Origin of the sequence: Kocuria sp. CPCC 205258 (assembly GCF_040981005.1) — a bacterium.
Taxonomy (GTDB): Bacteria; Actinomycetota; Actinomycetes; order Actinomycetales; family Micrococcaceae; genus Kocuria; species Kocuria rosea.
In genome coordinates this window covers 168,027-187,798 of the sequence record NZ_JAVKPS010000001.1, presented here as the reverse complement: position 1 = coordinate 187,798, position 19,772 = coordinate 168,027, and the positions used below count along the sequence as shown (strand labels likewise).

The 19,772-nt window shown below is 70.5% G+C and carries 15 protein-coding genes; 11 read left to right on the top strand and 4 right to left on the bottom strand.

Translation table 11 applies throughout. The features are described 5' to 3' along the window. Positions 1–46: 46 nt before the first annotated feature. Positions 47–1,144 (bottom strand): acyltransferase family protein, encoded by a 1,098-nt coding sequence (locus RF644_RS00870; protein ID WP_368794980.1) that lies wholly within the window; start codon positions 1,142–1,144, stop codon positions 47–49. 289 nt (positions 1,145–1,433) lie between these two features. On the opposite strand from RF644_RS00870, the gene RF644_RS00865 reads away from it, so the two are divergent. Together RF644_RS00865 and RF644_RS00860 are read left to right on the top strand one after the other, a co-directional pair. Further along, positions 1,434–2,402 (top strand): DUF5919 domain-containing protein, encoded by a 969-nt coding sequence (locus tag RF644_RS00865; RefSeq protein ID WP_368794979.1) that lies wholly within the window; start codon positions 1,434–1,436, stop codon positions 2,400–2,402. A gap of 56 nt (positions 2,403–2,458) precedes the next feature. Beyond that, the gene (locus RF644_RS00860; protein WP_035928124.1) at positions 2,459–2,944 is read left to right on the top strand and encodes a hypothetical protein; all 486 of its coding nucleotides are present in this window, start codon (positions 2,459–2,461) and stop codon (positions 2,942–2,944) included. 18 nt (positions 2,945–2,962) lie between these two features. Here RF644_RS00860 and RF644_RS00855 read toward each other — a convergent pair whose 3' ends face one another. After that, positions 2,963–9,532: a DUF3320 domain-containing protein gene (locus tag RF644_RS00855; protein WP_368794978.1), complete on the bottom strand. Its 6,570-nt coding sequence runs from the start codon at positions 9,530–9,532 to the stop codon at positions 2,963–2,965. An 874-nt stretch (positions 9,533–10,406) separates the two neighbouring features. Between RF644_RS00855 and RF644_RS00850 the strand changes: the two genes are divergently transcribed. From RF644_RS00850 to RF644_RS00825, 6 genes are all read left to right on the top strand, one after another. Further along, positions 10,407–11,651, top strand: coding sequence for a DUF4325 domain-containing protein (locus RF644_RS00850; protein ID WP_368794977.1), 1,245 nt, complete (start codon positions 10,407–10,409; stop codon positions 11,649–11,651). 33 nt (positions 11,652–11,684) lie between these two features. Then, positions 11,685–12,434, top strand: coding sequence for an IclR family transcriptional regulator (locus RF644_RS00845; RefSeq protein WP_368794976.1), 750 nt, complete (start codon positions 11,685–11,687; stop codon positions 12,432–12,434). Between the two features lie 79 nt (positions 12,435–12,513). Continuing rightward, positions 12,514–13,521 (top strand): 2Fe-2S iron-sulfur cluster-binding protein, encoded by a 1,008-nt coding sequence (locus RF644_RS00840; RefSeq protein ID WP_368794975.1) that lies wholly within the window; start codon positions 12,514–12,516, stop codon positions 13,519–13,521. 26 nt (positions 13,522–13,547) lie between these two features. Next, positions 13,548–14,753, top strand: coding sequence for a cytochrome P450 (locus RF644_RS00835; protein WP_368794974.1), 1,206 nt, complete (start codon positions 13,548–13,550; stop codon positions 14,751–14,753). Between the two features lie 42 nt (positions 14,754–14,795). After that, the gene (locus tag RF644_RS00830; protein WP_368794973.1) at positions 14,796–15,767 is read left to right on the top strand and encodes an ABC transporter substrate-binding protein; all 972 of its coding nucleotides are present in this window, start codon (positions 14,796–14,798) and stop codon (positions 15,765–15,767) included. A gap of 40 nt (positions 15,768–15,807) precedes the next feature. After that, complete coding sequence (locus RF644_RS00825) at positions 15,808–17,091, top strand: cytochrome P450 (protein WP_368794971.1); 1,284 nt, start codon at positions 15,808–15,810, stop codon at positions 17,089–17,091. On the opposite strand, the gene RF644_RS00820 is transcribed toward RF644_RS00825, so the two are convergent. Next, positions 17,049–17,891 (bottom strand): SDR family oxidoreductase, encoded by an 843-nt coding sequence (locus RF644_RS00820; RefSeq protein ID WP_017833471.1) that lies wholly within the window; start codon positions 17,889–17,891, stop codon positions 17,049–17,051. The genes RF644_RS00825 and RF644_RS00820 overlap by 43 nt on opposite strands. A 136-nt stretch (positions 17,892–18,027) precedes the next feature. Between RF644_RS00820 and RF644_RS00815 the strand changes: the two genes are divergently transcribed. From RF644_RS00815 to RF644_RS00805, 3 genes are all read left to right on the top strand, one after another. Continuing rightward, entirely contained in the window at positions 18,028–18,528 is a 501-nt protein-coding gene (locus RF644_RS00815) for a pyridoxamine 5'-phosphate oxidase family protein (RefSeq protein ID WP_368794970.1), read from the top strand. A gap of 76 nt (positions 18,529–18,604) precedes the next feature. After that, positions 18,605–19,144, top strand: a complete 540-nt coding sequence (locus RF644_RS00810) for a DUF488 family protein (protein ID WP_368794969.1) — start codon at positions 18,605–18,607, stop codon at positions 19,142–19,144. Beyond that, positions 19,132–19,464 carry a hypothetical protein gene (locus tag RF644_RS00805; protein ID WP_017833474.1) on the top strand — a complete coding sequence of 111 codons (333 nt, stop codon included), beginning with the start codon at positions 19,132–19,134 and terminating at the stop codon, positions 19,462–19,464. Before RF644_RS00810 ends, RF644_RS00805 begins: the two co-directional genes overlap by 13 nt. Positions 19,465–19,496: 32 nt before the next feature. Here RF644_RS00805 and RF644_RS00800 read toward each other — a convergent pair whose 3' ends face one another. Beyond that, entirely contained in the window at positions 19,497–19,664 is a 168-nt protein-coding gene (locus tag RF644_RS00800; RefSeq protein ID WP_017833475.1) for a hypothetical protein, read from the bottom strand. Positions 19,665–19,772: the final 108 nt, after the last annotated feature.

Sequence of the window (19,772 nt, the reverse complement as noted above, 5' to 3'; positions counted from 1 at the left end):
GGTCCCGGGCGCGCCGGCCGGGCGGCGGGGGCGGGAGCCGGCGCGGTCACTCCGGACGGCGTCCCTCCGCGGCCGCGGGCGAGGGGTTCTGCGCGCCGGCGGAGGGGACCCGCCGGTCGGGCCGGTCGCGGGGGTCGAGCCACGCCTTGGCCCGCAGGGCGGGCTTCTCGACGAGCGTCCACGACAGCAGCGCCAGGGGCAGCGTCAGGAGGACGACGAGCAGGGAGTTGACGGCGACGCCCCACGACGCCGTGCCGAGCAGCACGAGGAGCTGCTGCACCGGGTACGCGTAGATGTAGACGCCGTAGGAGAGGTCGGTGCGGGTGGTCCAGTTCCGGGACGGGGCGGCGCCGAGGCCGAGGAGCAGCACGGCGAGCGGCAGCTGCCCGTACAGGTCCGCCCAGCCCTGGTCCGTGAGCACGGCGTAGACGACGCCCGCCCCCGCGACGTGCACCCAGGTGGGCCGCCACGTCCCCGCCCAGGCCCAGACCGCCGCGCCCGCCAGGAAGTAGCCCACCAGTCGGGCGCCGTTGAGCCAGAGGTGGCTCGTGACCTCCAGCGGGCCCTCGACCAGGGGGCGCAGGACGAGCACGACGAGGAACAGCCCCGGCAGCACCCACCGGGCGTGCCGCACCGCGACGGCGAGGCTGAGGACGAGCCCGATCAGCAGGTAGGCGAGGGCCTCGTGGAACAGCGTCCAGAGCGAGCCGTTCCAGGAGTCCGGGGCCGGGACCCGGACCAGGGTCCCGTCGATGCCCCACTGCGAGATCCTCAGGTCCCCGTTGTTCAGCACGAAGCCGGCGGCGGAGGCCACGTCGAGCGACGTGCCCTCGAGCGCGGCCGCGAATGGTGCGAAGACGGCGGCCACCACGAGCAGGCTCACCAGGAAGGCCGGGTAGATGCGCAGGAACCGCCGCCAGAGGTAGGGCACCAGCGTGGTCCGCACCCTGCTCTCCGCGATGAGGTAGCCGCTGAGCACGAAGAAGCCGTTGACGGCCACGTCGGACAGGACCTCGAGGCTTGGGCCGTCCGCGCCGGTCAGCGGCCAGGCGTGCCCGACGATCACCAGGGACGCCAGACCCAGGCGGAGGGCGTTGAGGCGGTTGTGACGGTCGCCGAGGCGGTCCCGGAGTGTCGTGGCCAAGAGAGGTGCCTTCCGCAGGAGGGGGCAGCGCGGCCGGTGCGGTCAGCTGCTGGGCGTGGGGCCGGCCCCCGGGGCGGGGAGCGGTCGTGGCGCTGTGCCCCCACCCGCCCGACTCCGAGTTTAGATATGCAAACGCATGGTGGGGTGCGGTGCCGCAGAAGTGGGGACGGAGCTCCGGACGGGCGCGGCGCACCGGCTGTCACAAAAAGCCCCGGTGCCCACGGTGCTAACGCCCAGGTCAGGAGCCGTGCCAGGGTGGGAGCAGAGCCGCTCGAGGAGGGGGAGTCCCGTGCTGGAGATCCGCAGTGCCACCCAGGACCGGGCCGGGGGTGACGGGTGGCGCGCCGCCGCACGCACCGTGCCGCAGCGGCGCCCGGTCACGGCGCCGGTCGTGCTGGCCGGCCTCGGCGCGGCGCTCGTCGTCGTCGCCCTGGTGGCCGGACGGGCGTGGTCGGAGGTGCTCCTCGACGCCGGGGCCGTCCTGCTCACCGTGGGCGGCGTGGGGCTGCTCCTGGACGCCGGGCTGGCGCGCTGGCGCGGCTCCTGGCCCGTCGAGGCGCAGCGTCCCCCGGTCCCCGCGCCGACGGCGGCCCGCGACGACCGGCTCGGACTCGTGGGGGTCCGCGAGGAGCTCGACGCGGTCGACGTGCTCCGGGGTGTGCAGCCCGGACAGGAGCTGTGGTGGATGGACACCTTCCCGCTGACCCTGGCCGGCGACCTGGACGCGATCCACAAGGCGCTCGACGCCGGGGTCCGCGTCCGGCTGCTGGTCCTCGACCCGAAGTCGCCCGCGCTCGCGTCCCGGCTCCGCGAGATCCGCCACCACTACGGCCTCTCGCCCATGGACCTGCGGCGCAGCTTCGACACGCTGGTCCACCAGCTCCGGGCCCTCGGCGAGCTCGACCCCGTGGTGGCCGAACGCCTGGAGGTGCGGGTCTACGACGGTCTGCCCGGCGCCCCGATCTTCCTGGTGCTCGGGGATCCCGCCGCGCCGGAGGAGCCGGCGGCCGACCCGGGCGCGCCGCAGGTGATCCGGGCGTTCAGCAGCTACTTCCTGCTCGACGCGAGCCAGGACATGCCCTACCTGGAGTGGCGGGACGGGCCGTTCGCGGACCGGCTGCACTCCTACGCGCGGCACAAGTGGGCGGAGGGGCACACGGTGTTCCCGACCGAGCCCGCCGACCGCTCCGCCTCGGCGTTCAACGTCCGGCCCGAGGCGGCGGCGCGCCCGGCCCGGGGGAGCTCCGAGGGCCCCTGAGCGCCCGGCCCGGCGTCACTGTGGCGGTGAGCGCACAAGTCTGCTGAGATGACGGCATGGACGTTTCGGACTTCAAGACCCTGTTCGGCGACGACATCCGGGCCTGGCTCGACTGGGGTGCGGTGGACGACGAGAACTCCCGGATCGAGGACCTCGTGATCTCGTCCCGGGAGGAGCTCGCCGACCTCTACACGGTGTGGCACGTGGACCCCGAGGGCAACCCGGGCGAGTGGTCGCACCCGCAGCACCGGCCGCTGACCCTCGCCGAGGCGGCCGCGAAGCAGTGGCCGGAGGACCGGCAGGGCAAGATCGACCACATGCGCCAGGAATTCGCGGAGGAGTCGGGGCCGGTCCAGCTCACCGTCCCGGCGTACCGGACCGAGGGCTTCCTCGTGGTCCTCGACTCCAACCACCGCCTGGTGGGCGCCTACCTCTCCGGGGCCGACCTGCGCGTGCTGCTGGTCGTGCTGGACGGGCCCTCGTCCTCCCAGGTGCTGCCCGCCACGGCGCAGATCGAGAACGACCAGGCGGAGCGGAGCTGAGCTTCCCGCCGGGATCGGTTACGCCACGGGGAGCGCCAGGACGTCGTCCTGGCGCACGAGCCGACCGTCGCGCTCCATCAGGTCGAGCACCTGCTGATAGCGCTCCCGGATCTCGCGGCCGGTCCGGTTGAAGCCGAAGACGTCGTTGAGCGCCTGCATGACGTCGCCGGCCGCGGACGGACCGTCGGAGCGCAACACGTCGAGCAGCGCGTTGCCGATCTCCTGCGGGGCGATCTCGGTGACGCGCCGCTTCTCGCCGTCGGCAGGGGTCCTGCGGTAGCCGGTGTAGTCGTCCGGTGTCATGCCCTCCGGCCAGTAGAAGGTGCCGAGCATCGTCTTGTTGCGCCGCTTCTTCGGCAGGCATCCCAGGATGGTCTCCTGCCGCTGGGCCTGTACCCGCTGCAGTCCGAAGCGGTTGGCGAGCAGACGCGCCAGGCGCTGTGCCTCGATCGGGCCCTCCGCCGCAACGATCTCCTCGAGGTGCTCCCGCACCAGCTGCTTGTTCGCAGAGGCCGTGATGGTGTCGAGCACGGCTCTTTCCCCGGCGATCCGGTGAGGAGCGGGTTGGTAAAGGTTTTCCGTCGAGCGCGTGCCCGTGGAAGGGCTCGGATCGACATGGACTACCTCTTCGATCTTGGGGGGATCAACCGATGACGGCGACTGCCTCGCGGCTGTCCCGACGCTGCCGGCAACCAGGACGTGGTCCTCGTCCGGACGCGGTGAGGTGTGCGGTGCGCCGACAGGGACGAGCTCGCGGTCCGGACCGACGCCATGCCCGGCGGCGGATTCCGCAGGGTTCTGCGGGGCGTCGATCTCCTGTCCGTCGTCGGCAACGTCCTGCACGGTCGGATCTTGGGGCTGCCTGACCGCTCGATGCGCGGCGTCCGCGATCTCCTGGACCACGGTGCTGCGCGAGCGGATCCATGCAGGCAACCACACCCTCTCCAGATGCCGCCACCCCATGACTCCGGTCAGCACCTGGGTCGGGAGGGCGTCCCGGTCGGAGACGATCGTGCGCCGCGCCCAGGCCGGACCGTCGAGAAGGAGACCGACCCACTCGTGGCCGGGAGACACGCGTGCGGCGAGGTCCACCCGGAAGTTCGACATGCCGATGTCTTCGGCGACCTCCAGGCCAGTCGCACGGAGGGCTGCCGCGACGTCCTGCCGGTGCAGGTCCCAGGACTCGCCGGTCGGGCGGTGGACGTCGCCGTGCCCGTGCTCACGCGCGAAGACCAGGTACTCCCGCAGGTGCCGCAGACCCTCGGACGAGGTGCGCGCGAGATCGAGGTCCTCCGGGCCGAAGGAGCTGAAAATCCTGATGGCGCGGCGGGCGCGGGTGATCGCCACGTTGAGTCGCCGCTGTCCGCCCGCGGCCGTGAGCGGACCGAAGTTCAGGCGGAGCGTGCCGGTCTCCTTGTTCCGCGAGAAGGCGAGCGAGAAGAGAATGACGTCGCGCTCGTCGCCCTGAACGTTCTCGAGGTTCTTCACGAACAACGGGTCCTCCGCACGCACCAGCGCGTTCTGCACGACGCGCACCGTGGACTGCTCGAGCTTGTCAAGGATCAGGTCCCGTTGCTGGGTGTTGAACGTGACCACCCCGATCGATGCGCCCGGCTCCTGGCCCAGCAGCTGGACGATCTCCTCGACGATGCGCTGTGCCTCGACCTCATTGGTGCGGGTGCCGCCTGCTCCACCGTCGAACTCGCCGTCCACGCGCTCCCAGCTGACGCCCAGGCCGGGCCGGGCTTCGGGCGGGGCGGGGAAACTGGAGAGCTCCCCGCGGTAGTAGCGACGGTTGGAGAACGCGATGAGGGATTCGTCCTGGCTGCGGTAGTGCCACGTCAGGCCGAGGCTCTGGACGTTCGAGTCGACGGCCTCGGTCAGGATGGAGTCCTGGTCCGCGACGGTGAGCCCGTTCTCCTCGGTGCCGTCGAGGTCGTCGTCGCCGGTCGAGGCGGCGAACATCGAGCTGGGCGGCATCTGCTGGGAGTCGCCCACCACCACGACCGCCCTCGAGCGGCCCATGGCTCCGATGGCGTCGGCCACGCGGATCTGGGAGGCCTCGTCGAAGACGACGACGTCGAAGTCCACGGACCCGACCGGCAGGTACTTGGAGACCGAGTGCGGGCTCATGAGCAGGCAGGGGGTGAGGTCCAGCAGGACGGGCCCGGTCTTCTCCATGATCTCCCGGATGGATCCGCCGCGCTTCTGATGGATGAGGCGGTTGAACTCCGTCTGCTGCTTCGTCAGCTTCTCGCGGTTGATGCCGGTGGCGGCGAGGACCTGCGCCGGCAGGTCCGAGCTCAGGCGGCGCCGCACCTGTCCGGAGAGGTCGAGGTAGCTCTCCACCTGGCGGTCGCGAGCGGCGGCGTCGAAGGAGGTCAGGTTTGCCTCCTCGAGCGTGTCCGCCCGCACTTCGTGCGCCACTGCGCGCTGGAGCCGCTCAGCGAGACCGGTGACGGGTGCCGTTCCCGCCCGCAGGTCACGGGCTAGGCGGCCGAAGCCGGCGTGCTCCAGTTCCTGGAGCAGTGATTCCACGGCGCGGTAGCTCCGCAGCCGTCGGTCGCGCTGCCGGTCGACCTGGTCCTGCCACGCGGATGCCGTCGCCGCGAGTCGGTCGAGGACAGAGGAGTCCTTTCGCCACCGGGTCACGGAGGCTTCCGTGGCGCCCAGGAAACCAGCGGCCGACGACCACGCCTCTACGAAGGCGGCGGTCGTGGGGCCGAGCTCGATCCGAGCGGGGGCACGGCCGGTGGTGGCCCCACTCGTCGTGGTGAGGAGCGCGCTGAGGGCATCGTCCTGGTCCGGGAACGCGTCCAGGACGGGCTCCAGCGCCTCGGCGAAGGCCAGGACGGAGGCCGGTACCGCCAGTGGGTCGGGCGCGGTCAGGGACCACTGGAGGCCCGCCGGCAGCAGGGCGCCGGTGCGGTATCGGAGGCCCTGCTCGGCGTGCTGCACGGCGTGGAGGGCGTCCAGGAAAGCGGAAGGGTCGTCGAGGCAGCTCGTGTCGGCCGAGACGACGAGGGGACGCAGGCGGTCGATGACCGACTGCACGGCCTTCCGCTTCCCGAAGAGCTTGCTCTGCGCTTCGGCCAGAGCCTGCCGGTGGGTGTCGACGTCGGCGGTGAATGCGGCGGGGTGCAGCGAGCGCAGGAGCGGCTCGTGCTGGGCGAGTACTTTCCGGATGTCGTCGAGAGCCAGGCGCAGCTCCTGGTACCACGTCACTGTGAACACCTCACGGTAGTGGGCCGGGGGCATCGCTCGGTTGGCGTCGACGTCCCGGAGCCAGGTGGCAAGGGCCCGCCAGTGGTCGACGTCGTCGGTCGTGCGGAGTAGCGCGGCAACGCGCTCGTCGAGGCCGTGGAGCGCGCCCAGGAGCTGCTGGACGGGTTGCAGCATCGGGCCGCCGTGCTCGTCGTCCGAAGTCTCTTCGGGGCCGGCCAGCGACCACTCGTCCAGGTCGGGGGCGTGCCCGAGGTCGGGGAGCAACTGCTCGAGGGCGCTCGCGGTGCGGAACACTGTCTCGGCCCGCTCGGGATCGGCCACCAGCGTGCCGGGGACGACGATGCCGTCCGGCACGTCCGTGTTCACGGACGCTGCGCTGAGCGCGAGAACGTTCTGGTGGGCCTCCCAGACGCTGCGGCCGCGGGTGGGCCGGTGCAGAGCGTGCGGATAACGGGCGAGGTCAGTAACGGCGGCGGCGTGCTGGTCCCGGAGGACACCGAATGCCGACGACGGGGTACGGACCCGGGCGTCCCACGAATCCACGAGCTGGCTCCGGACGCTTTTGATGCTCTGCTGTCTCCCGTGCAGCTCGAGGGTCAGAGGCCCGAGGCCGACCTTCTCGAGCCGCTCTCGCACGACCTGCAGCGCGGCCTGCTTCTCTGCGACGAACAGCACCTTGCGTCCTGCGGCGAGACTGTCCGCGATCATGTTGGTGATCGTCTGCGACTTGCCGGTGCCCGGAGGTCCCTCGAGTACGAACGTGCGGCCGGCCGTGGCCCACGTGACAGCCTTCAGCTGCGAGCCATCCGTGGGGACGGGCAGGTAGCGGCGCGCCTCGTCGGGCTCACCGGTCTCCGGAGCTTCGACCGGGTCGTCGAACGGTTCCGTGGGGGTGTTCACGAGGTGCCCGACCAGGGAATTGGCGAGGAAGGACTCCCAGTTCTCCGAGAGGTCCCGCCACATCTCGAGCGTCGAGAACTGCAGCATGGCCAGCCGGACGTCCGGCTCCACGGTGAACGGCAGGCTGCGCAGGGCCAGGGTCCGACGGAGCTCCTCGAAGACGTGGGCGACGTCCATGCCGCTGTCGTCGGCCGGAGGCTCGGCGAGCACGGGGATTTCGAGGCCGTAGTCCTGCTTGAGCTTCTCGATGAGGCAGTAGTTGGGTCGGGCCTCCGCGCCGTCCTCGACCTGGACGTGGAAAGGCTGGTTCTTCCGTCCGGTGAGGGTGACGGGCAGGAGGAAAAGCGGGGCGAGGCCTTCCTTGCCCGTCCGGTCCTTCCAGGACAGCGCGCCGATGGTCACGAAAAGGTTGTTGGCGCCGGTCTCCTCCAGGGCGACCTTGGCCTTGCGACGCAGTCCGTCCAGCGTCCCTTCGTGCCGGGAGGCCGTGTGATCGGTGTGCACGACCAGTTCGTTGCGCAGCACCGCCTCGAGCATCTCCTCCGGCAGCTGTGCGGCGGAGTGGCGGCCCTGGGCGTTGTCGATCTCGGACAGGTCGTCGGCGGGGCGCAGCCGCAGCCGTTCACCGCTGGCGAGGGTGTCCTCGAAGTCGGGGAGGGCCCGCTCGGGCACGATGAAGGACACCGAGCCGGTCTTCTTCAACTTCAGCAGCGGGTTGCGCATGCTCAGGTCCAGCAGCGCGGAGCGCCACCGAGCCACTCGGGCGGGGTACACGGTGCGGTCGACGGCGGCGCCCGTCCCGCCGGCCGAGCGGCGTCCGGAGCCAGTTCCCGGGAGGGGTGCGGCGGGGGCCGTCTCGACCTCAACGACGATGGTGCCGCCCTCCACCCGCACCCGCGGCAGCGGACGGATGCGGCGGTGCGCGGCGGCGACGTCGAGCACGTGCAGCACTTCACCGTCGGTACCCCAGTGCCGCGCGGTGACCTGACTGGCGTCCTCGAAGCCGATGTCCTTGCCCTCGACCAGGGCCGTGGTCTCGACGGGCAGCAGGAGGCCGCCGCGGACGAAGTTCTGGAGAAGACCGCGGTCGGCGAGCGCCAGCTCCGGGAGCTGAGCTTCGGCGGTGAGAAACCCCGCGAAGGCGTGGCCGGGGACCCGGACGACGACGGGGTTCAGACCGGCCTGCTCCAGCGCCGCGGCGTAGGCGACGGTCAGATCGAGACACGTGCCCCACCGCTCGGAAAGCATCCGATCCACGGGGCGGATCTTCTGCCCCGTGGACTCGAAGGAGGCGGGGGGTTCGGTGTAGCGAATTCCGAAGGAGGCGAGGGCGTCGTATACCGCCCTGCCGATCTCCACCGCTCGTTCGGACCCGCCCTGGTAGCCGTCCAGCGAGGGATCGTCGGTGCGCTCTTTCAGCAGATCGGCGGCGCGGTCGAGTATCTGCCGGACCGCCGGCGCGTTCGGGGTGATGAAAGCCGCCAGCAATTCGGGGATCGAGCGGGCGTACCACTCGTCCCGGGCCAGCAGTCGCACGTTCGTGGTTTCGGTGGCCACCGCGCCATCGACCGTGGCGTTGATCCGCAGCGATACGGACCGCGCCTCGTCGAGGGCGGCGAAGGTGGTGTGATCCATCGGCCAGGCGACGTCAGTGCCGTCGAGCAGGACCTCGCCGCCCGGGCCGACCGTCAGGGGGTCGAAGCGGCGTGGGGCCATCAGCTCCTCGGAAGAGTGGTCGAGGACGAGGACCAGCTGCTCCAGCACGTGCGGAGCGGCTGAATCGGTGTTGCGGACACGCACCTCGAGCAACGGGCTGACGCCATTGTTGACCAGGGCGTAGTTGACGGCCTCGCGGAACAGGACTGTGACGGCCAGGGGCCCGGCTGTGACGGACGCCGCGCGCGTGCCGGGTGGCAGATCGTCCCGGTCCGCGGGGACGCCCTTGTGCGCCTCCTGCGTGGACTCCTCCTCGATGCCCGCACCGCTGACCCCATCCGATGCCTCTCGGGCAGGCGCGTGCTCTTCTGCATCCGCGGGCGCCTTGTCGGCGGTGGAACCACCAACCTCATCGGCCGCGGCGGGTACCGCGAGGCCGAGGCTCTCCAGCAGCAGACGCATGGTGTCCACGGCTCGCTCGGCGTCCGCCGCCGTGATCGTCAGCGGTTCGTGGGCGCAGACGCTGAGGGAGTGCGTCAGCTCGCGTGCGTAGCTGCTCTGCAGGGAGGTGACCTGGTGGTCGAACTGCTTCCACTCCTGGATGAGGAGGCGTAGCAGGAAGCGCGGATCACCGAGGCTGTACCTCCGGAAGGGACGGCCGTTGAGCTTGTCCTCCCGCTGCATTTGAGTAACCCACGACTGCGGATCCCCCGGCTCAGGGGCGTGGTCCGCGACCCAGGGGCCGAGGGTGCGAGACATGGCCAGAGCGGCGCGCTGGATCGCTTCGGACGGAAGGGTTTCGGGCACGGTCCGGCTCCTCGAGGTGTGTGCAAAAGCAGATAGTTGAGAGTGTATGAGCGGCTCTGGCTGAATCAGCCGTCCGGTTCATTTGGACTGTGGGCGAGTCGGCCCACAGTCGGCATCGCCGGGCGTCCACACGAGAAGCGCGTCAGGCCGTGGGTATCTGCCCTGCTCACGCCTGGACTGCGGGTATCTCCGCAAAAGCGATCGCCCAGCTCGTGGTGGGAACGTCGAGCACGATCATCCCTGTGGTGTCTGGGCACTCCGACTCGGCGGAGGTCATGTATCAGGTCAGGAACAGGGGTAACAAGACTAGTCAGATCGCGAGCGCCAACTCAGCTGTACTTCTTCAGCGAGATCAGGTCAAGGAATTACCCGCCGTAGGAGTGAGGGGAAGTTGTAGAGGAATGCTGATAGGACTCGCATGAGACTCTTGGGGCGTCGAAAACACTGAACCTTTAAACTGTTCTTGATTGCACTTGTTAGAGGCTTGGCGGCTCCAGTGGACCAAGCTCCGTCATACAATCAAAATCGAGAATCGAAGGGAGGCTGGGCTGAATCAACCCCCCACGAGTGCAAAATGAGCAGGTCATAGATAACATGCATTCAATACCTGTCGGCGCGGGCATCAGAAGCATGGGGAAGCCCTCTCACATAAATAAATCCGGCCATCGTTGGGTCGGCTCTAGATTCGTTGTTGAAATGGCGTAATTGCGCAGGCGTTTGTGTCAGTTCCGACCTCGGCGACGCTACTGTTGCGAGAGTACAGGTGTCTGCCGACTAATAAAGCGATGGTGTGGAGATGATAACCTAAACAGGTGGCAAATCTTGGCAAGATGTTTCTCGTGAATACTTCGGCTGCAAGAAAGGTGGCATGCAAATGAAAAGCACGGTATTGATGGGCAATTTGAATGACCTTGGTAGCGTGGACGAGCTGGTTGATGTAGTGCGGGCAGGCGCAGCCGGGGACGAGATTTGCGTAGATATGACGCAGTGCGAACGAATGTTCCCCAATGGCGCGACACAGTTTGCATCCACCGTAGATTTTGGGCGCAAAAAGGGTTTGCACTTTCGGCTCATAGGGCATACCGCCCGCATGCGCCAAGATGGGGTCGTCCAGCCATATGAGTTGACTGCTGATCGGATGGAAGACCCGGTGCAGTTCCGTGTATGGAAATTTAACACACCGGATGAGGCGTTGCATTTAGCCAACAAGTTTATCGATCACCTGATGGAGGCCGTCCCTTGCGAGGATGGTTTCCTGGATACTTTGAATTGGTGTCTTTTTGAGGTTATGGATAATGTTTTTCAGCATAGTCAGGCGGAGGCTGGATTTGTAAGGATGGATCTTCATCGCTCTCAAAAAAGAGTGGCCGTATCGGTGGCTGACCACGGCATGGGCATCAAAAAGTCCCTGGCAATGGCATGGGCACGGGACGCCTCCGTGCCAATGGACGTTTTTCAACAGAGCCATAAGGGCATCAGATGGGCTGTGGGTAAAGGCCATACGAGTAAAATCCATTCGAACAAAGGAAACGGATTGTTTGGGCTTGTGCGCTCGGTCGAAATCAACGGGGGTCGGCTCCGAATCAAGTCGACTGGGGCAACGGTGGCATTTTCTGAAGATGCAGATTTTCACTCTTATGCTGACGGTGACTCATACGGTGTGATCTCCGAGCCGATTGAATTACCCTTTTCGCCGATGTTGGATATTGAAAACCATGCAGGGACAGTTGTGGACTGGCAGTTGGATGCCTCGCGCCCCGTCAGAATCAACGAGGCGCTGGGTGTGGTCGTGCAAAATTCTGACTACATTGAACGCCTGACGGATGAAAACGGCGCCTATTTTCTATATGCAGAAGATATAGATGGATATATTGGAAGTCGTTCGGAATCTCACCACTTGCGAAACCGATGCATAAATCTACTTAATAATAACGTTCAGTATATTTGTTTTGACTTGCGGGGTGTTGCACAGATCTCCTCTAGTTTTGCGGATGAGGTATTTGGAAAGCTGGCTGCTGATTTGGGAAAGGACGCTTTTCGCAAGCGTATTTTTACTTTGAATGCGAAGGAGTCAGTCTTAGACTTGATCGCCCATTCAATTTCTGGACGAGTTCAGTGAACGCCGGAAACGGAGTAATCCACAAGGCCATCCGTGGCGCGCACCCAGTCCGGTGAGTCGGTCCTCTCCCGCGCCGTGCGTCTCGTCGAGGCGTTCCGGCAGGGCGAGGAGTGGCTCACCGTCACCGAGCTGGCCCGGCGCACCGGCCTGCACCTGGCGACGGCCTCCCGGCTCGTCGCCGAACTGACCGAGCACGGCTGGCTGGAGCGGGACGAGGAGCGCCGCGTCCGGCTGGGGGTGCGGCTGTGGGAGGTCGCGGCCCGGGCCTCCTCCGCCCTGTCGCTGCGCGAGGCGGCGATGCCCGTGCTCGAGGACCTGCACGCCCAGGTCCGCCAGCACGCCCAGATCGGCGTCCTGGACGGCACCGAGGTGCTGTTCCTGGAGCGGCTCAGCGCGCCGGACGCCGTGGTGAACTTCACCCGCATCGCCGGGCGGCTGTCCCTGCACGCCTCCTCGTCCGGGCTCGTGCTGCTGGCGCACAGCGGTGCCGCGTTCCAGGAGGAGGTGCTCGCCGGCCCGCACGAGGCGTTTACGGACTCGACGCCCACGGACCCCGAGCGGCTGCGGCGGATGCTGGCCCTGATCCGCCGTGACGGCTCCGCGCACTGCCCGGGATACCTGCACCCCGACGCCACCGGGATCGCGGCGCCGGTGTTCCGGCGCGGAGAGGCCGTGGCGACGCTGTCCGTCGTCGTGCCCAACCTCCCGCGGTCCCGCCAGTGGGAGCCCCTGCTGCGGATCGCCGCGGCCACCGTGACCCGCCGGCTCGACGGGACGGGCTGAGCCTCTCGACCAATGAGAGTGCTGTGGTGTGAGATCCAGGGCACACCAAGACTGGGGGCATCCGCACCGAGGAGGTCCGATGTCCACCGCACTCCCGTCCCCCGTGGCCCGCGCCGCGGCTCAGGCCTCGTCCGCCGGCCGCGGCCCCACCGGCCTGGCCGTGCTCGCCAAGGAGGCCGTCTCCGACGACACCGTCGCGCTGACGCTCGCCGCCCCCGACGGGTCCCGCCTGCCCGACTGGAGCCCCGGCGCCCACGTGGACCTGCACCTGGGGGAGGGCAGGATCCGGCAGTACTCCCTGTGTGGCGACCGCTGGGACCCCACGACCTACCGGGTCGGGGTGAAGCTCGACCCCGCCGGCCGGGGCGGCTCCCGGTACGTCCACGAGCGGCTGCGGGTGGGCGACGTCGTACCCTTCGGCGGCCCGCGCAACACCTTCCGGATGCACCCGGCCGGCTCCTACCTGTTCCTGGGCGCCGGCATCGGGATCACCCCGATGCTGCCCATGATCGACCAGGCCGTGCGCCTCGGCGTGCCCTGGCGCTGCGTGGCCTTCGGCCGCACGAGGGCATCCATGCCGTTCCTCGACGAGCTGCCGGCCCACGGCGGGAACGTCGAGTTCCACGAGACCTCCGTCGTCGGGCACGGGGACCTCCGGGAGACCATCGGCGAGCTGGACGGCACCACCGGGGTGTACGCCTGCGGGCCCGAGCGCTTCCTCACCCCCCTCCTCGAGCTGGAGCCCGAGCTGGAGCTGCCCGCCGGCGGGCTGCGCGTGGAGCACTTCACGGCGGACGCGGGTGCCGCGCTCGCGGACGGCACCTCCTTCGAGCTCGAGCTCGCCCGCAGCGGCCGGGTCCTGGAGGTGGCCCCGGGCCGGACCGTCCTCGACGCCCTGCGCGCCGACGGCCACGGCGTCCTGGCCTCGTGCGAGCAGGGCCTGTGCGGGACGTGCGAGACCGACGTCCTCGCCGGGACCCCCGACCACCGGGACTCCGTCCTGGCCCCGCACGAGCGGGCGGCCGGGGACTGCCTCATGGTCTGCGTCTCCCGCTCCCGCACACCCCGCCTGACCATCGACCTGTGACCGCCCGAGCAGAGAGCGACGAGCCCATGACCGTTCCCGCCACCACCGTCCCCGTCCTCACCGAGGACCCGTTCGGCGACGACGTCCTCACCGACCCGCTGCCCTTCCACGAGGCGCTGCGCGAGGCCGGGCCGGTCGTCCGCCTCGAGGCCTGCGGGATCTGGGCGATGGGCCGCCACGCGGAGGTCCACGCCTCCCTGACCGACTGGCAAGGGTTCCAGTCCGCCGCCGGGGTGGGGCTGTCCGACTTCAAGCGCGAGAAGCCCTGGCGCCCGCCGAGCCTGCTCCTGGAGGCCGACCCGCCCCAGCACGACGCCCCGCGCCACGTCCTGGCGAACGTGCTCAGCCCGCGGGCGCTGAAGAAGCTGCGCCCCGCCTGGGCCGCCGACGCCGAGGAGCTCGTGTCCGAGGTCCTCGGCGGAGCCACGGAGTTCGACGCCGTCGCGCAGCTCGCCGAGGCCTTCCCCCTGCGCGTGTTCCCCGACGCCGTGGGGCTGCCCCAGGACGGCCGCGAGCACCTCCTGCCCTACGGCGACCACGTCTTCAACGCGTTCGGCCCGGTCAACCACCTGGTCGAGAGGGGGCAGCCCCGCGTCGCGGAGCTCGGGGCCTGGGTCGCGTCCCGGTGCGCCCGCGAGGCGCTCGCCCCGGAGGGCTTCGGCGCCGACATCTGGGCAGCCGCCGACCGCGGCGAGATCACCCCCGAGCAGGCGCCGCTGATCGTCCGCTCCCTGCTCACCGCCGGGGTCGACACCACGGTCCACGCCCTCTCGGCGATCCTCCACTCGTTCGCCGGCCACCCCGGCGAGTGGACCCGGCTCCGGGCGGACCCGTCCCTCGTGCGGACCGCCTTCGACGAGGCCATCCGGCTCGAGTCCCCCGTCCAGACGTTCTTCCGGACGACGACGCGGGACCTCCGGGTGGCCGGCACCGACATCCCCGAGGGGGAGAAGGTGCTGCTGTTCCTGGGCGCGGCGAACCGGGACCCACGGCGGTGGGCGGACCCGGACGTCTTCGACCTCTCCCGCGACCCGTCAGGGCACGTCGGCTTCGGCATGGGCATCCACCAGTGCGTGGGCCAGCACGTGGCCCGGCTGGAGGCCGAGGCCCTGCTGCTGGCGATGATCCCGCGCATCCGGCGGATCGAGCTCACCGGGCAGCCTCGGCGCCACCTCAACAACACCCTGCGTGCGTGGGGCTCGCTGCCCGTGCGCGTCGAGCTCGAGCCCTGAGCAGTGCCCACGATCCGTCCGACCACCGACGAAAGGCCCGTCATGTCCCGTCAGAGCACCCGTCCCGGAACCATCCTCGTCCCCCTGTTCGCCGCCCTGAGCCTGGGGCTGACCGCGTGCGGCGGAGGAGCCGGCGCGTCCGCCGAGGAGGGGGCGGCCGCCGCGGTGCGCATCGGCTACTTTCCCCTGGTCCACACCGCCACGGCGGTGCACGCCGACGAGGCGGGCCTCTTCGAGGCCGAGGACCTCGACGCCGAGCTGGTGCAGACCGCCGGGGGCGCGGCGGCCATCCCCGCCCTGGTCTCCGGGGACTTCGACATCACCTACACCAACTACACCTCCGCGCTCCTGGCCGCCGAGAAGGGGCTGCCCATCCAACTGGTGGCCGGCAACGACGTCGGTGCCACGGACCACGGCGTGTTCGTCGCCGAGGACTCCGGGCTGGACGCACCCGCCGACCTCGCCGGCAGGACCGTGGCCGTGAACAACCTGCAGAACATCGGCACCGTCGCGTTCTACGAGCACCTCGAGGAGGCCGGGCTCGACCCCCGGGAGGTCGACCTGGTCGAGATGCCGTACCCGGACATGAGCGCCGCCCTGGAGCGCGGCGAGGTGGACGCTGTCTGGCAGGTCGAGCCGTTCCAGGCGATGGCCGAGCAGGCCGGGCACCGGAAGATCTTCGACCTCTTCTCCGGGCCGGTGGAGGAGATGCCGGTCGCCGGCTGGGTCACCACGCGGGAGTTCGCCGAGCAGAACCCCGAGACGGTGGCCGCCTTCGAGCGCGCCATCACCGCCTCCGGGGAGGAGCTGCAGGACGACCGGGAACGGCTGGTGGAGCTGGTGCCGAGCTACACCCAGGTGAGCGCCGAGCTCACCGAGCAGGTGGAGATGCCCGTGTTCCAGGGCGCGCTGGACCTCGAGCGGCTGCAGCGGACCGCGGACCTGATGCAGCGGCACGGCATCACCGGGGACCGGCTCGAGGTCTCGGACCTCGTGGCGGAGCCGGTGCGCTGACCGGCGGCCCGGCGTCAGGAGGCGGGACTAGCATGAGCCCATGAGCGACGACGCCCGCCCCGAGACCCGCTGCCCCGTCCCGCACGGCGACCGGCGCCGGACCGCCCCGCCCGGCGAGCGCAGCGCGCCGCGGGTGGAGGTGCTCGACGGCGTCTGGCACGTCCGCTCCCTGCCGATGGTCCGCCAGGTGCTGCGGGAGGCCGACGGCACGGTCCAGGCCGGCTTCAGCGCGGAGACCGCCCGGCAGGGCCTGACCGGCGACCACCCGCCCGTGCTCTACGCGGACGGTCCGGAGCACCGGCGCCAGCGCACCGCCACCGCGAGGTTCTTCACCCCGGCCGCGGTGAGCCGCCGCTACCGGGCCCTGATGGAGGAGCGCGCCGACGAGCTGGTCGAGCGGATCCGGCAGGACGGCGGGGCCGAGCTGTCCGCGATCACCCTGCGCTACTCCGTGGAGGTCGCCGCCCAGGTGGTGGGGCTGACGAACTCGGACATCGACGGGATGTCCCGGCGCCTGGAGCGCTTCTTCAGCGGCCCCGTGACCGGCTCCGCCGGTACCCCGCGGCGCCGGCTCCCCGCGCGGCTGGGCGCCGTCGCCGGGGCCCTGCGGCCCATGTGGGCGATGACCGCCTTCCAGCTCCGGGACGTGCGCCCGGCCATCCGGGCCCGGCGCCGACAGCCGCAGGAGGACGTCGTCTCCCACCTGCTCGCGGAGGACTACACGGACCGGGAGATCCTCGTGGAGTGCCTCACCTACGCGGCCGCCGGCATGGCCACCACCCGCGAGTTCATCGCGGTGGCCGCCTGGCACCTGCTGGAGGACGACCGGCTGCGGGAGGAGTACCTCGCGGCCGACGAGCCGGCTCGGCACGGGATCCTGCACGAGATCCTGCGCCTGGAACCGGTGGTGGGCCACCTCTACCGCCGGACCACGCGGAAGCTGGTCCTGGAGGACGGGGACGAGCGCCACGAGGTGCCCGCCGGGGCGCTGCTCGACCTCTACGTCCGCCAGGCGAACAGCGACGAGCAGGCCCTGGGGGAGGACGCCCGGCAGCTGTGCCCGGAACGGTCCCGGCCGCGCGGGATCCGGCCCGAGGCGATGTCCTTCGGGGACGGCGCCCACCGGTGCCCGGGCGGGTTCCTCGCGATCCAGGAGACCGACGTCTTCCTGCAGCGCCTGCTGCGGCTGCCCCTGGAGTTCGCGCACCCGCCGCGGGTCTCGTGGGTCGAGCTGATCGCCGCCTACGAGGTGCGCGACGTCGTCCTGCGGGTCGGCGCCGGTCAGGGGTGGCGCACGCCCTCCCCGGCGAGCACCGCCCGGTAGCCCTCCCGGTAGGTGGGATGGCGCAGCTCGACGCCGGACTCCCGCAGCCGCCGGTTGGACAGCCGCTTCGAGCCCCGGCGCGGCGCGTCCGCCTCCGGGACGTCCTCGGGCCGGGGGACGCCGAGCTCCTGCGCCAGGAACTCGAGGACCTCGAGCTCGGGCACGGGCTCGTCGTCCGTGCCCAGGTACAGCGTGAGCGGCTGCGCGTCCATGGTCAGCAGGTGCACGGCGGCCGCCGCCGCGTCGTCGCGGTGGATGCGGTTGGTCCAGGCGGCCCCGGCGGCACCGTCCCCGGAGCGCACCTTGTCGATCAGCCGCGTCCGGCCCGGCCCGTAGATCCCGGACAGCCGCAGGACCGTGCCGTGCGGGAACTGCTCGTGGAACAGCTCCTCGGCCTCCAGCAGGATCCGCGCGGTGGGGGTCGAGGGGTCCGGCGGGGTGTCCTCGGTGACCTCCCCGCCGTCGGCGTCCCCGCACACGGCGGTCGAGGAGACCAGCAGGGCGCGCCGGGGCAGGGCCCCGGCGGCGCGCAGCCCGTCGAACAGGTGGCGCAGGCCGTCGACGTAGGCCGCCCGGTAGGCCTCCGGCGTCCGCCCGTCCGCGGCGGTGGCCACGACCAGCAGCTCGACGTCGCCCGGCAGCTCGGGCACCTCGGTGCTCAGGTCCACCGCGATCCCGGTGAGGGGCGGCGGCAGCAGCTCCGCGCGGCGGCGCAGGCCCAGCACCTCGTGCCCCTGCCCGGCCAGCCGCAGCCCGATCTCCGTGCCCAGGTCTCCGCATCCCGCGATCACCACGCTCATGGACCCGATTCTCCCACGTCCCGGACCGGGCGCCGCGGCGCGGGCCGGTCCTGTTCCCCCGGCGGCGGCGGCACCGTAGGTTGGAGGTGGCGGCCGGGCACCCCCGGGCGGCCGAGGAGCACGGAAGGGGTCGACGGTGGAGTGGTACCGCAAGGACGTGGAGGAGCTCGCCCCCGAGGACTGCTGGGACCGGCTGCGGGCGGACGGCGTCGCCCGGCTGGCCGTCGTGGTGGACGGGGCGCCGGAGATCTTCCCGATCAACTACGTGGTCGACCGCGGGACGATCGTGTTCCGCTCGGGCCTGGGCACGAAGGTGAGCGGCGCGCTCGGGGGCCTGGCGGCGGCCCTCGAGATCGACGGGCACGACCCGGCGACCGCCACGGCGTGGAGCGTGATCGTCAAGGGCGGCGCCGAGAGCGTTCGGCCGGGCCACGCCCTGATGGAGGCCCTGCAGCTGCCCCTGTTCCCGTGGCAGGAGGGGATGAAGGACCAGTTCGTCCGCATCGTCCCGACCGCCGTGACGGGCCGGCGCTTCACCATGGCCGACCACGAGGCGTGGAACTCCCGGGCGGCCGTCGGCCGCCGGACCCCGGGCGGGTCCGCCCGCTGGACCGAGGCCGGCTCCGGCGGGTCGTGACGACCCGGTCCGGCTCCCGCGGAGCGGGCCGTGTCGGGACGGGGAGGCCTCCGTGCCCGGTCAGTAGGGTGGGGACATGACCGCGCACACCGTCTACACCGTGGGCCACTCCACGCGCTCCGCCGAGGAGTTCGTGGCGCTGCTGCGGGAGTCCGGGGTGCAGCAGCTCGTCGACATCCGCACGGTGCCGCGCTCGCGGAAGAACCCGCAGTTCGACCTCGACGCGCTGCCGGGCACGCTCGCGGAGGCCGGCATCGGGCACAGCTACTGCAAGGGCCTGGGCGGGCTGCGCCCCACCTCGAAGGACTCGGTCAACACCGCCTGGCGCAACGAGTCCTTCCGCGGCTACGCCGACCACATGCAGACCGACGAGTTCCGGGCCGCGCTGGCCGGGCTCGAGCGCCTGGCCGAGAACCGCATCGTCGCGATCATGTGCGCGGAGGCCGTCTGGTGGCGCTGCCACCGCTCGCTCGTGGCCGAGGCCCTGCTGGTGCGCGGGCACGACGTGCAGCACATCATGGGCCCCGGCAAGCTGACCCCCGCGACGCTGCGGGACTTCGCCGTGGTCGACGGAGACCGGATCACCTACCCAGGAGGAGAACCATGCAGCACCTGAACGAGATCGCCCTGCAGCACCTGAACGAGGCACGCCACGCCCCGCACGGGCGCAGCGCCGAGCAGCTCCTGCACCAGAAGGTGCTGCGCCAGACCCTCCTGGCCCTCAAGGAGGGGGCGGTGCTCGCGGAGCACAACGCCCCCTACGCCGGGAGCCTGCAGGTGCTGCACGGGCGGATCCGGGTCTCCTCGAGCGAGGACCTGGTGCTCGGGGCCGGACACCTGCACGTGATCCCCGCGGAGCGGCACTCCGTGGTGGCCCTGGAGGACTCGGTGTTCATCCTCACCGCCGTGACCGGCATCGAGGACGCCGCCGAGTAGACCCGCAGCGGCCCGGGGGAGGAGCGGGGCGCTCAGCGCCGGCCCAGGTGCTTCTCCCGGCGGTAGGCGATGAACACGCCGGACACCGCGATCATCAGCATCATGGCGGCGATGAGCGCGAGCGTCCACGCGCCGTCGATCAGGGCGACGACCAGCAGGACGAGGGCGATCGCGGTCAGCAGGAGCTGGAAGATCAGCACGGGGCAGCCTCCGGTCGGGAACACGGGTCCCGTCGAGGCTACCCGAGGCGTCCGCGGCGCCGGACGCCGGGGCCGGGCGCATTCCCGGTTTCGCCCTCCGCGTGAGCC

Bases quoted from the DNA above. Each gene is read 5' to 3' on its own strand.
- RF644_RS00860 (WP_035928124.1), top strand. From the start codon at position 2,459: ATGGACGTTTCGGACTTCAAGACCCTGTTCGGCGACGACATCCGGGCC.
- RF644_RS00850 (WP_368794977.1), top strand. From the start codon at position 10,407: ATGAAAAGCACGGTATTGATGGGCAATTTGAATGACCTTGGTAGCGTG.
- RF644_RS00840 (WP_368794975.1), top strand. From the start codon at position 12,514: ATGTCCACCGCACTCCCGTCCCCCGTGGCCCGCGCCGCGGCTCAGGCC.
- RF644_RS00835 (WP_368794974.1), top strand. From the start codon at position 13,548: ATGACCGTTCCCGCCACCACCGTCCCCGTCCTCACCGAGGACCCGTTC.
- RF644_RS00830 (WP_368794973.1), top strand. From the start codon at position 14,796: ATGTCCCGTCAGAGCACCCGTCCCGGAACCATCCTCGTCCCCCTGTTC.
- RF644_RS00825 (WP_368794971.1), top strand. From the start codon at position 15,808: ATGAGCGACGACGCCCGCCCCGAGACCCGCTGCCCCGTCCCGCACGGC.
- RF644_RS00820 (WP_017833471.1), bottom strand. From the start codon at position 17,891: ATGAGCGTGGTGATCGCGGGATGCGGAGACCTGGGCACGGAGATCGGG.
- RF644_RS00810 (WP_368794969.1), top strand. From the start codon at position 18,605: ATGACCGCGCACACCGTCTACACCGTGGGCCACTCCACGCGCTCCGCC.
- RF644_RS00805 (WP_017833474.1), top strand. From the start codon at position 19,132: ATGCAGCACCTGAACGAGATCGCCCTGCAGCACCTGAACGAGGCACGC.